Annotated in this window: 11 protein-coding genes and 1 pseudogene; 5 read left to right on the plus strand and 7 right to left on the minus strand. The window is 36.5% G+C overall.

The features are described from left to right. Positions 1-134 precede the first annotated feature (134 nt). The 3 genes and pseudogenes from pruA to AC1FXZ_RS09975 all read right to left on the minus strand — a co-directional run bounded on the left by pruA (position 135) and on the right by AC1FXZ_RS09975 (position 5,259). Positions 135-1,683 (minus strand): annotated as a pseudogene (gene pruA, locus AC1FXZ_RS09965) (L-glutamate gamma-semialdehyde dehydrogenase). 272 nt (positions 1,684-1,955) lie between these two features. After that, positions 1,956-3,722 carry a glycoside hydrolase family 3 protein gene (locus tag AC1FXZ_RS09970; protein ID WP_480053094.1) on the minus strand — a complete coding sequence of 589 codons (1,767 nt, stop codon included), beginning with the start codon at positions 3,720-3,722 and terminating at the stop codon, positions 1,956-1,958. A 259-nt stretch (positions 3,723-3,981) separates the two neighbouring features. Beyond that, positions 3,982-5,259: a phenylacetate--CoA ligase family protein gene (locus AC1FXZ_RS09975; protein ID WP_480053096.1), complete on the minus strand. Its 1,278-nt coding sequence runs from the start codon at positions 5,257-5,259 to the stop codon at positions 3,982-3,984. 170 nt (positions 5,260-5,429) lie between these two features. Here AC1FXZ_RS09975 and AC1FXZ_RS09980 point away from each other — a divergent pair, with 170 nt between their 5' ends. Further along, on the plus strand, positions 5,430-6,200 hold the full coding sequence (locus AC1FXZ_RS09980; RefSeq protein WP_480053097.1) for an IclR family transcriptional regulator: 771 nt from the start codon (positions 5,430-5,432) through the stop codon (positions 6,198-6,200). A gap of 95 nt (positions 6,201-6,295) precedes the next feature. Here the strand turns inward: AC1FXZ_RS09980 and AC1FXZ_RS09985 are convergent, their stop codons facing one another. Then, positions 6,296-7,738, minus strand: coding sequence for a phospholipase D-like domain-containing protein (locus AC1FXZ_RS09985; protein ID WP_480053099.1), 1,443 nt, complete (start codon positions 7,736-7,738; stop codon positions 6,296-6,298). Between the two features lie 285 nt (positions 7,739-8,023). Between AC1FXZ_RS09985 and AC1FXZ_RS09990 the strand changes: the two genes are divergently transcribed. Continuing rightward, positions 8,024-8,110 carry a YjcZ family sporulation protein gene (locus AC1FXZ_RS09990; RefSeq protein ID WP_480053175.1) on the plus strand — a complete coding sequence of 29 codons (87 nt, stop codon included), beginning with the start codon at positions 8,024-8,026 and terminating at the stop codon, positions 8,108-8,110. A gap of 75 nt (positions 8,111-8,185) precedes the next feature. Here AC1FXZ_RS09990 and AC1FXZ_RS09995 read toward each other — a convergent pair whose 3' ends face one another. Continuing rightward, complete coding sequence (locus AC1FXZ_RS09995) at positions 8,186-8,437, minus strand: DUF3006 domain-containing protein (RefSeq protein ID WP_480053101.1); 252 nt, start codon at positions 8,435-8,437, stop codon at positions 8,186-8,188. A 16-nt stretch (positions 8,438-8,453) separates the two neighbouring features. Then, entirely contained in the window at positions 8,454-9,680 is a 1,227-nt protein-coding gene (locus AC1FXZ_RS10000; protein WP_480053103.1) for an MBL fold metallo-hydrolase, read from the minus strand. A gap of 189 nt (positions 9,681-9,869) precedes the next feature. On the opposite strand from AC1FXZ_RS10000, the gene AC1FXZ_RS10005 reads away from it, so the two are divergent. Next, a complete protein-coding gene (locus AC1FXZ_RS10005) occupies positions 9,870-10,508 on the plus strand; it encodes a DsbA family oxidoreductase (RefSeq protein ID WP_480053177.1) in 639 nt (212 codons plus the stop codon). Between the two features lie 98 nt (positions 10,509-10,606). On the opposite strand, the gene AC1FXZ_RS10010 is transcribed toward AC1FXZ_RS10005, so the two are convergent. Beyond that, complete coding sequence (locus tag AC1FXZ_RS10010; protein ID WP_480053105.1) at positions 10,607-12,091, minus strand: nicotinate phosphoribosyltransferase; 1,485 nt, start codon at positions 12,089-12,091, stop codon at positions 10,607-10,609. 272 nt (positions 12,092-12,363) lie between these two features. Between AC1FXZ_RS10010 and htpX the strand changes: the two genes are divergently transcribed. Further along, positions 12,364-13,278, plus strand: a complete 915-nt coding sequence (htpX, locus tag AC1FXZ_RS10015) for a protease HtpX (RefSeq protein ID WP_480053107.1) — start codon at positions 12,364-12,366, stop codon at positions 13,276-13,278. A gap of 94 nt (positions 13,279-13,372) precedes the next feature. After that, positions 13,373-13,666 (plus strand): hypothetical protein, encoded by a 294-nt coding sequence (locus AC1FXZ_RS10020; protein ID WP_480053109.1) that lies wholly within the window; start codon positions 13,373-13,375, stop codon positions 13,664-13,666. The last annotated feature ends 27 nt before the right edge of the window (positions 13,667-13,693 follow it).

Here is a 13,693-nt window from a genome sequence, read left to right on the forward strand (position 1 = left end):
CAACTGTTTGCGATGGCTCCTCTCGCCGTGCGTCTTTTGAGAAGTTCGCTCAAAAGCCTTAAAACATTACGGCGGTTACGCTCATCGCTCCGAATTTTTTCAAAACGGTATAGGTCGACCGTTTTGAAAAAATTCTAGTACATTTCTGAGATTGTTTTTGCTTGCATGTGGAGTGTTAGGTAGTCTGGTCCACCTGCTTTGGAGTCTGTACCAGACATTTTGAATCCACCAAATGGGTGGTAGCCAACAATAGCACCTGTACAGTTACGGTTAAAGTATAAGTTTCCGACATGGAAGTCTTGTTTTGCTTGTTCGATGTGGGCACGGTTATGAGAAATTACAGCTCCTGTTAAGCCATATTCAGTGTTGTTAGCAATTTCAAGTGCATGATTAAAATCTTTTGCTTTACTGAATGCTACAACTGGCCCAAAGATTTCTTCTTGCATGATTCTTGCTTCAGGATCTAAATCAGCAAAAACTGTTGGTTGAATGAAGAAACCTTTTGAATTATCTCCCTTTCCTCCAGTTACAAGACGACCTTCTTTTTTACCAATTTCGATATAACTCATGATTTTATCGAAAGCACCTTGGTCTACAACTGGTCCTATACACACGTCTTTAGTTGTTGGTTCACCAACTGAAAGTTCTTTTGTTAATGCTACAACTTTTTCTAGTACTTCATCATATACATCTTCATGTACAACAGCACGTGATCCAGCCGAGCATTTTTGGCCTGAGAATCCAAATGCTGAGACGACAATTGATTCAGCTGCTAAATCTAAATCAGCTTCACTATCTACAACTACTGTATCTTTACCACCCATTTCAACGATAACTCGCTTTAAATGATTTTGGCCTGGGTGTACAATAGCAGCTCTCTCATACAAGCGAACCCCCACGTCACGTGAACCAGTGAATGTGATAAGGCTTGTTTTCGGATGATCTACTAGGTAATCACCTACTTCAGCCCCACTACCAGGAATGTAATTCACAACACCTTTAGGAAGTCCGGCTTCTTCAAGAATTTCAACAAACTTGTAAGCAACAACCGGCGTTGAACTTGCTGGTTTAAGAAGGACAGTATTTCCCGTAACAATTGGCGCCACCGTAGTTCCTGCCATAATTGCAAATGCAAAGTTCCATGGCGAAATTGTTACACAAACACCAATCGGCGTATAAATATATCGATTATATTCTCCAACACGGCTGTTAACTGTCTTTCCATCTTTCAAGACCAACATTTGACGTGCATAATATTCTAAGAAATCTATAGCTTCAGCTGTATCAGCATCGGCCTCTTTCCAAGGCTTCCCCGCTTCTTTAACTAACCAAGCTGAAAACTCATGCTTACGGCGACGAATCATTGCAGCTGCACGAACTAGGATATTTGCTCTTTCTTCAGGATTTACTTTTTTCCAATATTGGAAAGTTTGGTCTGCTGCTTGAATTGCTTTCTCTGCAATTTCTTTATTAGCTTTTGAAACAGTACCAACTACTTCTTTTTTATTTGAAGGATTAGTCGAAACAATTTTCGCTTCTGTTTTAATACGTTTTCCACCAACAATTAAGTGGATACTCTTTTCCGAGTTCTTTCTCTACGTACTTTAATGCTTTTACGAATGCTACTCTATTTTCCTCAACCGTAAAATCAGTAAATGGTTCATGTTTGTAAGTTGTTAACATAACTTCCTCCTCCTCCAAGCTGTATTCTTAGTTTAGTACTATTTAGTCACTTCCTGTTTTAAGTACATTCTCTTGAGAATATCGGTGTCCTTTCCTATACATATGCACCTTCATTAATAAGTATTTTTCAACTGGATGGATTATCAACTATTAAATACATAAAACTAAAAATTTCAGGAATACAAAAAGTATCATTCCTCCCCTTAGGAAAGAATGATACTTTTTACTTAGAGGGCATAGCAATTACCCTTCCTTTAACAATTTAGCTACATTTAAATGCGAGTGTCCATCTTCCCACAAAACGCATCAACAGGACTCTTACCTTTGAAAGGCGATTTACCCATTAACTTTTCAAGTAACAATTCTAGGGTTTCTTGTTTCCCATCATACACATTGATATACGTTTTTACTTGTGGTACATCTGCTAGATGGAAAGGTGATTGAACCGAAAAGAAGATAGTAGGAACTTCATGCACATAAAATGGAATATCAGGTGTTCCCTTACTTGCTTCCCAAACAATTCTTTGCGTCACTCCAGCCGGATTCACACTAGCAATATTAATGATTAGATCATATTTCTCTGTTAAATCTTTAATTGGCCTTTTCGCAGCATATACCCCGGCAATATTTTTCAACTGCTCTTCTTCTGGAAGCTTTGCGATTTTAGCCATAGGAGACTCATAAATTTCTACTTCAAAACCTTGTGCCTCTAGCAATTCTTTCATGATAACAATCGGTTTCGGTCCTCGTGCACCAATTAATTTACCAAAGCCACCTTCAACACCTTTAACTTCAACCAACAGAACACGTTTGTATTTTTCAGGTGTAACCGGCCAAATATCTTGTTTGTCTTTTACTAACGTAATCGCCTCGTCGGCAACTTGCTTAAACAATGCCTTATTCTCAGGAAGACCGATTTGGCTCATGGCTTCTTCTTTCGGCATCATAATCTCGCTTCTTTCTTTCGTATGAAGTCCTAAGCGAGCCTTCAACCCTAAAATACGAGTTAACGCTTCTTCTAAACGTTCATCTGTAATAATTCCTTCTTTATAACCATCCATCATATAACCGAAATCTTCATCAGGATCGTTAAAGAACAAGAATAGATCACAACCAGCAGCAATTGCAGTCGGAAGCATCTTGCTTCGTTTCATAGCTGAAGTCATTGCCACCATATGGCTCGCATCCGTAACTACAAGGCCGTTGAAATCTAATTTCCCACGTAATAAATCCGTCATTAACTCTTTAGAAAGTGTAGCAGGTAAAAACTCTTCATCTTTTAGATCAGGATTAAAGAACTTTTCGTATGCAGGCATGTGAATGTGACCAGCCATAAGCGATGGTAATCCAGCATCAATTAACCCTTTATATACCTTTCCAAAAGTAGCATCCCATTCATCACATGATAAGCTGTTTACACTATATGATAAGTGTTGATCTCTTTCATCAATACCATCACCAGGGAAATGTTTAGCCGCAGGAAGAATTCCACTTTCTTGAATTCCCTTCATATAAGCAAGGCTCATTTCTAATACTTTATCCGGATCCTCTCCAAACGAACGCCCCGATATAATCGTATTACGCCAGTTTCTGTTAATGTCAACAATCGGTGCAAAACTCCAGTTACATCCAATGGCAGCTGCTTCTACACCCGAAACTCTTCCCATTTCATAAGCCCATTTTGCATCATCTGTTGCACCTATCTTGACTTGAAGGCCGACTTCTGTACCATCCGTACAAGCACCATTTCCTCCAGCTTCTGTATTTGCTGCAATCAACAACGGAATTTTGCTTTTCTCTTGAAGAATTTTATTTTGATCATACACTTCTTCTGCTGTACCTGGATTATAACGAACAGCACCAATATGATAGTTATTTAACATATCTGTTAAATATTCTTCATCTCGGCTTGATCCCATATTTACAAATAATTGACCAATCTTCTCTTCAATGGACATAGAACTAATCGTTTCTTTAACCCATTTTATATCAGAGTCCGATAAGTTATATGGTTTTGCTTTTAAGTCTACTTTTGTCAACGTATGTACACTCCTTTAAAATAATTTACACATTTTTTCCCTAGATAGGGTATACTAGTATACTAGCACATTTGTTTAAGTTTTTGTTACGCTTTCTGAAAGTGTTAACACAAAGTTCATGACATACTTTAGTATAACCTTCTAATGAATCGTTATCCTATAAACGCTTTAGAAAAAGAGCGATCTACTTCCTTAAATGCTATATAAATACCACGTAATTAAAAAAATTTCCCCAAATTAATTTGAGGAAATTTTTTAATTACGCTTTTCTCTCATCAACAACCCTTCTTGCTTTCATTTCAAAACGAGGTAACGAATTTTCTGGAACTAATTCAACATCTATGCGAAGCCCCACTCGTTCTCTCAGTAAATGTTTTAATACGTTCACTGCTTCGTTATCAGTTGTTTCAATTTGTACTTTAATTTGGTTCATCTCTGACTCTGTATAATAAACAATCCGAAACTCAATGATAGCCTCAATTTCACGTACAATCGATTCAATTGACTGTGGATAAATATTTACACCACGAATCACGACCATATCATCTGCTCTACCAATAATTCCATTTGGCAATAATTGATAGTGATGCCCACATGAACATTGCTCGCTAGAATTTATAACTGTGTCGCCTGTACGATAACGAATTAAAGGGTATCCAAAACGATGAAGATTTGTTAAAACTAATTCACCTCGTTCCCCTTCCACTACTGGCTCTAGTGTATTTGGGTCAATAATCTCACAAATAAACTCAGATTCATTAACATGAATTCCATTTTGACCTTTACACGGAATTCCATATGCCCCCATTTCCGTCATCCCAACATGGTCATATAACTTCGCATCCCATGCTGATTCCATCTGTGACCTAACAGATGGAATAGATCCACCTGGTTCCCCTGCTGTAACAATTTTCGTAATCGATGAATTTTTGATATCTATATTATATTGTTCTGCTACCTCTGCTAAGTGTAGTGCATAACTTGGTGTGCAGAGTAAAACCGTCGCTTTATTTTCGATAACACTAGACAACCTATCTTTACTCGATTGTCCCCCACCAGGGATAGCCATTGCCCCAATTGTTTTGGCCCCTTCGTATCCAGCCCAAAATCCAATAAATGGTCCAAATGAAAAAGCCAAGAACACACGGTCTTTTGAAGTTACTCCAACAGTTTTTAAAATATCGCTCCAACAAGAAGCCCACCAATCCCAACTTTCTTTTGTGTCCAGTACCTTTAACGGCTTACCAGATGTTCCAGAAGTTTGGTGATACTCAACATAACTTGATTCAGGATAAGAATGATTCTTTCCAAATGGTGGGTTTTCGTTTTGATCTGTGACTAGTTCCTTCTTAGTCGTGAATGGTAATTTTCTTAAGTCCTCAATTGATTCAATAGGTAATTCAATACCCTTAAGCTTACTTTTGTAAAAACCATTAAATTGCTTTACAAATATTAATAACTGGTTTAGTTCCTGTAATTGGTATTCTGATAACGATACTTTGCTCTCTCGTACATCATAAAGAAAGTTAGTGTTCAATATTTATTCCTCCTTTAACCTATGAAACCGTTTATAATTTTAATATTCAAATAATTCTATATACATGTTATATTTGTTATTAATAAGTCGGTAGTTTTTAATCCCTTTATGTGGAACAATTTGAACTTTTAACCATTTTTTTGTTTTTTAAAAGAGAGGATTGAAAAGACATGGTGGAATCAAAGCCCAATAGTAGAAAATACACCTCTTTAGAAAACTCATTACGAGTTTTAAAAAGTTTTACAATGAATACACCAGAATTAAGCTCCAGCAACCTATCTGATACATTACAAATTAGCAAAAGCTCCCTAAACCGAATTCTCCGATCCTTAGAAAGCGAGGGATTTATTCTAAGAAACTCAAAAACAAATATGTACAGTCTTTCAACAACCTTGCTGGAATTTACTCATATTATTAATCACCAGCTCCATATACCAGATACAGTAAAGAATAGATTACAAAAACTTATGTTAGAAACGGGAGAAACCTCACATATGGGAGTGTTAGACGAAGGGTACGCTCTTTATTTACAGAAGTATGAATGTCATTACCCTGTAAAACTTCTTTCACACATCGGCCGAAAAAATCCTATTCACTGTACAAGCGCAGGTCAAGTTCTTTTGTCTTACCAAAAGGAAAAATTTATCGATTCAAAACTATCTCGCCCTTTAGAACGATATTCAAAGCGAACCATTACAAATCCAGAAATGTTAAGAAAAAAATTACAGCGGATAAAAGAACAAGGCTATGCGATAAGCGACCAAGAACTTCATGAAGGAGTGATCTCAATTGGAGCTCCAATCTTTCATAATAAAAAAGAAGTAATAGGATTTATTAATATTGCTGGACCTGTTCAACGCATCAAACCCTCATGCACCCAATATATTAGATCCGTAACACGTGCAAGTAATGATATCTCGAATTTGTTTCAGATAAGCTAACAGATTCTAAAGAATTTGAATAAAGTAGTAACTTCCAAAATAGAAAAGCTTATTCTCAAGGCTATAGAGAATAAGCTTTTCATTATAAATCATGATTATAGCAAGTATTGAAAATAGCGTGTAATAAGTGACAATGTTCTTGTAGAAACAGCCTTAATTAAGGAAGGTTGGGCTTTTTCTACTGATTTGTTTGGAACAAACGAGCCGTCTTCCGAAACCAAAAGGCTTCTTTTCGTAATATCATTTCCGATCTCACTTTCTAATAATTTCGCAAATTCTTCGCTGTCAATCACCACCATTGATTCCGTACTTAGATAAGTACTTCTTGCATCTAGGTTAAAGGAACCAACTACACTTAACTTGCTATCAAAAATATAGGTTTTCGAATGCAAAGACTCCATTGGACCTTGGTATTCGAATAAGTCAACCTCTGAACTTGCAATCGCTTCACGATGATTCATATAACCTGAAAAAGCCATCAAATTAGGTGTTGCCGCTAAAGAATTCGTTAGCATAACAATTTCATTCGCAGAAATTTTATCCTTATCTACATGATCTAACATATTATCAGTTGGTATGATATATGGACTTTGTATAAAAATTGACTCTTCTGCGTTTTCCATTAGATCCGCAATTGTTTTCCATACCCATGGATCTTTATTTAATCGCTCAATGGGATTATGGATAAAGGTGACTCCGTTCGTTGGAACAGAATACTCAAGCCAATTAACCTTATATTGAAATAATTCAGTATATTCATTCTGAAATTGCCTGTAAATTCGCCGTAACTCCTCTAGTTTTCTTTGTCCACTTTCTTGATGTCTATCAGTTAAATAACTAATTGGTCTTTTAGAATATTCATGCTTCCAAACAAACTGATAATATTCCTCCATTTGAAAAATAACACTTCTCTCCAGTTTGTCAGAGTCTGTATTAATAATAACAACATCTCGATCGTTTGATGCCCCTTTATAACCTTCAGGTGCAAAATATTTATCACCTATATTGCGTCCTCCAATCATCGCAAACTTTTGATCCACGAGCATGATCTTATCATGAAGTCTATTGTTCCATGTCCACGGCGCTATTGCATTCAAGGGCTCATAAAATTTTAACTGAATATTAGGGTGGCTCATAAACGCAGAAATGATATTGTTCCTATCGCCCCTTAAATTATGTAATATTCCATCAAGTAAAAAGCGAACTTGTACTCCTCTATCCGCTGCCTCGAGTATGCTAGTAAGAAATAAGCAACTTGCTTTTCCTTTATGCATCGTATGGTATGATATATCTAATGTTGATTGTGCATTTTCAATAAGGTCTAATCGAGCAATACCTGCATCCTGTCTATCTTCCACTAAAACAACTCTGTCTTGAGATGTATCTTCATAGGTATACGATTGTAAGTTCTCATTTCTTGTATTATCTGTTTGGAAATAAGGTTGAAAATAAAAAATCAATACCCCAGATATAAGCACATATATTCCATAGATAGCCAACAAACCACCCAACAACTTAATTACTTTTTTCCCCAGCAACTCTATCCTCACCTCTCTTATCAAAAGATATATTTCCACAATAATAAAAATGAATTTAAGAATGCTCTATTTGTCCACTTAACATACCTCTTTTTGAACACTCCCAAAACCAAAGTATACACAAGACGGACATTTTAGGTACTCAATTTTTAGGTTTCATCCTTATCCTCTAATTCCTACGCCAATTTTTTGCCCAATTCTCCTATCCTATGGATAGATGCCTATTCATATAATGATTATTTACATAGTAATATTGTGTAGCTACTCAAAAAGGAGGAATTTTTGATGAGCCACGTTAAAGGAAGCAGCTTTGCGTTGATTGTTGTTTTATTTATCCTATTGGTGATTGTAGGATCTGCTTATATCTATTAAACAGTAAAAGATGGCAAGGGATTCATGTTCCTTGTCATCTTTTAAATCTTATAAAAAATTATTGAATACTCTTATTTATCTCCTTTTTGAGCGCTGTTTCAGTAACTCCATTTTACTTTTAATTCGCTCTTTCGTTTTAGTTGTTTTTTCCTCATCCACTTCAATCGCTACTAGTTCGTCACCCTTGAATTCAACTCTTGCCCATGATCCCTCTTTCACCTCTACTGGCAATTGCGAAAAAGGAATCACCTTTTCGATCTCATCGTTACCAACTAATAATACTGCATGTTTTCCATCTACTATTCGATCGACTATAGCTTTTTCCACTTTTATCCACTCCTTTTCATTTTACACAAGCAAGTTCTTGATCTTTAATATCATTCACTCTCGCTGGCCCAATACCATTAATTCCTTCCAATTCATCTATAGATTGAAACGGTCGTAACTGAACCAGATTAGCTGCTCTTGCTTCACCAATATGGATTATCTCTACCAATTCATTTATTGAAGCTTCATTAATATCAATACAGTTGTCATCGACTGCTGATTTTTGCTCTTCTTTTCGATCTGTTTCCACAGGTGTCGCTATCGCCTTAGAGTCATTTTTTTGAGTCGAAACGCTATATTGTTTTCCATCTGTTGTTACGATTATATGTCCATGAAAATCTGTTCCATACAGTTCTATTTCCATCTCTTTAATTCGATCAACTACTTCATCATGAGGATGACCATAGCTATTTCCTTCCCCCACACTGTAAATCGCCACCTCAGGTTGAATATGCTCTAGAAACGCTTGCGTATTCGATGTAGTCGATCCATGATGCCCTAGTTGAAAAATCTCCGCTTGTAAATTATGCTCACGATTAATCATGGCTTGTTCTGTTTGTTGCTCGGCATCACCAGTAAATAAAAAGGACACCTCTCCATAACTAATGCGAACGGAGACACTTCCTTCATGCAAATCTCCAGTTAAACGGTCCGGATTTATTACTTCAACGAAAGCAGGTCCAAATGTATACGACTCACCCGCTTTCGGTTCATGATAATCAGCATCCGAAGCTAAAATCGCATCTAGAACACGTTCAAACGTTTGCGACGTATGTTCATCTCCACTCATCCAAACCTCTTGAACATTAAATTCCTGTATAACCTTATCCGCTTGACCGATATGGTCGGCATGAGGGTGTGTTAAAACCATTAAATCGATAGTCGTTACATTCTGACTATGCAGATAAGGTGTAACATCATTTGCATCATGCCTTCCTGCGTCAACTAACAATGTGAAATCAGGACCTTTTAATAGCGTCGCATCCCCTTGACCTACATCCATATAATGAACAGTTAAATCTCCATAAGTAGATACTTCTGATTCCTCTATAACATCTGATTGATTAATATCCTCTTCACTTCGTCTATCATACTCATCAATGGCTCCTGCGTTTTCATTAACATTTTCCGTTTGCTGCTCACTTTCAAGTTGAGGAACATTTTGTTGCTGTCCACACCCCACTATTATCAGTGTAAGAAAAACGATAAAGAAAGATTGATGACTTACTAGTCGCTGATACATCCTACTCCCCCATCTCTCGATTATTGATTATAACAGAAATTATGTACCGATAGTTTTAATAAGGCACTACCTTCTAATTAGCTATTTACCAAAAAAGTCTATATACTATTATGAAAGAAATGTATTGGAGGTTTTTAAACAATGTTATCGATTGAAATGTGGACAGATTTCGCTTGACCATTTTGCTATATTGGCAAAAAGCGTCTGGAGGACGCTCTTAAGAAAATAGTACACCCTGTCGAAGTCAAATATCGTTGTTTCGAGTTAGAACCAACGGCAGAACGAGATATAGACTATAACATATTTGAAAAACTTGCTACGAAATATGGCATGAGCATAGAACAAGCAAAAGCAAACTGCCAAAACTTAGTACGAACTGCCAAAGAGGTTGGGTTAGACTTTCGGTTTGAAACTCAAATCTTAACTAATACATTTGATGCTCATCGTCTGGTAATGTATGCAAAAACTCAAGGTCTGATGCATGAAATGACGGATCGTTTATTACGTGCGCATTACACCGAATCAAAGCATATCGGTAAGCATGAAACGTTGGTCGAGTTAGCTCTAGAGGTCGGTTTGAACAAGGAATCTGTAGTTGAGATGTTAAAAAATAACGATTTCAGTGATTTGGTACGTCAAGATGAGCGAGAAGCTGAACACTATGGTATACGCAGCATTCCATTTTTCCTCATAAATAAAGAATATGCCATTACTGGGGCGCAACCAACTGAAGCATTAGTAAAGTCATTACAACAAATTATTGAACAAGATAATCTTTCTGCAGACCACAATATACAAGATCAAGCTGCTAGAAACGACAACGGCTAACAAATCAAAAATAACCAAACACCCCTGTTCTTAAACCAAGAGACAGGGGTATTAATTAGTTTCAAAAATTTAAATAACTTTTTAGATCTGTTTTATAATCACCGATCACTCCTACCTTTAACTTTCTCCTTAATTTCTTGAATGATCGTCATTTTGTTATCCCAACACTTCGGACTTAAATCAACTGGATATTCTTCTGGGTTTAATGTACGTAAATACTCTTCCCAAAGAAGCTGTAAATTCTCAGCTACAAATTTTTGGATGTCAAAGATGTCTGGATTTTCATATACAAGTTCACCGTTTACAAATATATCGGTATGAAGATCTTTTGCTTCAAAATCAGTTACATATTTGCTAATAAAGGTATGTGTAGGATGAAACATTTTTAAGCGTTCTTCTTTTTGGGGTTCTTCCTCTTTAAGAGCAATATAATCGCCTTCGGATTTTTGGTTTAACGTGTTCACAATTCGATATACCTTTTTCATACCTGGTGTCGTTACTTTTTCTGGATTAGAAGAAATCTTAATTGTATCTTGCATTTTTCCATGTTCGTCTTCAATGGCGACAATTTTATACACGGCACCTAAAGCAGGTTGATCAAAAGCCGTTATTAACTTTGTTCCAATACCCCAAACATCAATTTTTGCTCCTTGAGCTTTTAAACTTAAAATCGTCTGTTCGTCTAAATCACTTGAAGCAACTATTTGCGTTGAATAAAATCTAGCTTCATCGAGCATTTCCCTCGTTCTTTTTGACAAATAAGCCATATCTCCACCATCTAAACGAATTCCCTTAAAATCAAGCTTGCCTTCAAATTCCTTCGCCACCTTAATCGCAGCTGGTACACCTGAACGAAGTACATCATATGTATCAACCAATGGGATAAAAACTTTATTTTCACGCCTTAAACAACTTTCAGCATACTTTTTCATTGCCACATAATCACTTTTATACACTTGTATCATCGAGTGCGCATGTGTACCCGAAACGGGAATGCCAAACTTTTTGCCAGCACGTACGTTACTTGTTGCATCAAATCCACCAATGAAGGCGGCTCTTGTACCCCAAATAGCCGCATCCAATTCCTGTGCACGACGAGTACCAAATTCAAGTGCTTTTTCTTTCCCTATTACTAGTTTGATTCTTGACGCTTTTGTTGCAATAAGTGTTTGATAGTTGACGATATTTAAAAGAGCGGTCTCAATTAGCTGGGCTTCAGCAAGGGTAGATTCGACTTGAAGAATTGGTTCACCACCAAATACAATCTCACCTTCTTTCATCGAACGTATCGATCCAGTAAATCTTATGTTTTTCAGATAACTTAAAAACTCTTCTTCGTATCCAAATTCATTTCGCAAATATTCAATATCACTATCTGTAAATCGGAACTCTTTTACGTATTGAATGATCCGTTCCAATCCAGCAAACACACCGTAACCGTTGCCAAATGGAAGTTTTCTGAAAAATAGTTCAAACACAGCTTTTCGATTATGCATCTTATCATGCCAATACGTTTCAGTCATATTTATTTGATAGGCATCTGTATGTAATGCTAGACTGTCATCTTTATACAAATCACTCATTAAAAAACCTCCTTTAACTAATAACTACAATAAGTATCACCTAAAACCTCTTTGTTTAAAAAAGTAAAACTTTTTCAAAGTCTCTTTAACTCTTTATTATTCCAACAAAAATAAACTTATATTAATAATAGCCTATTTTGAATATCCAGAGAACCACATTGATCATACATTCACATTCTTAACAAACAGACAACGAATAACATTAAGGCCTTTCTTTATAAAACATGTTACACTAGAACCATTAATCAAAGTTTTAAAGATGGAGGTAGTTTATGGGGAAACGATTATTATTTTTTATTTTAACAAACATCCTTGTAATGACGACGATCATAATTGTTTGGTCCATCATTACAACGTTTACGGATATTGGAGGTACATTTGAGACAGGTGGAGCTGGCTTAGGGATTGACTTCGTTTCATTAGGTGCCTTTAGTTTAATAGTTGGTTTTACAGGATCGTTTATTTCACTGGCGATGTCTAGGTGGATTGCTAAGAAAATGATGAATGTTAAAGTACTGGATCCAAACGGGACCCTATCCAAACAGGAGCGTGCCGTCGTCGAGAAAGTTCATCGTTTTTCACGTGCTGCTGGATTAACTCATATGCCTCAAGTCGGGATCTATCACTCAGCTGAGGTAAATGCCTTTGCGACTGGCCCTTCAAAAAAACGTTCACTTGTTGCCGTTTCATCCGGTCTGCTTAATACCATGGATGACGACGCTGTAGAAGGGGTTATCGCCCACGAGGTAGCCCATGTCGCAAACGGCGATATGGTAACAATGACACTGTTACAAGGGGTTGTAAATACTTTTGTAGTTTTTTTCTCAAGAATTGTCGCAATCCTTGTTTCTAGACTTGTACGTTCTGAAATCCAGGGAGTCGTTCGATTTGCTGCGATTATTATTTTCCAAATTATATTTTCTATTCTTGGAAGTATAGTCGTAATGGCCTTTTCTCGTTACCGTGAATTCCACGCTGATAGTGGGGGTGCAGACTTAGCGGGACGTGATAAAATGGCACACGCATTACGGTCATTAAAATCATATGTTAACAGTGCCAATATCAGTGATCGTACAGATGACTCAGCGATCCAAACGATGAAAATTAATGGCAATAGTGGCATGGCAAAGCTATTCTCATCTCATCCTGATTTAGACGAGAGAATTAAACGATTAGAAAACCGTTAATTTGGTTACTGCTCTATTCTTAGGGCAGTTTTTTTATGGATTTTATATCGTTCAAACGTTTATACTATGCCTAAAATGAAAGGAGTAATAGCAAATGACCATGGATCTAACCACCATCTATAACAACATGCCCGATTTCCAAAATCATGAAGAAGCTAGAGCTTGGTTTAAGGAACAATTCGGCAATCGTTTTTTACTGCGAAATAGTGATGTAATTGAAGGAGAAAGAGTTTATTATTATCACCTCGTTAAAGATCCACAAATCTATGAAGAATATATGGAGAGTATAAATAATACGGTAAAACAAGAAATATTAAGTATGAAACCATTTGAAAGCTACTCTACTGTAGAGGTTAGTGAAGATGGAGGGATTAGTTTTTCAATTTAATTGCCCTTTCTTCGACAATTAAATTAG

This window comes from Halalkalibacter sp. HAAS-P014, from assembly GCF_056619965.1.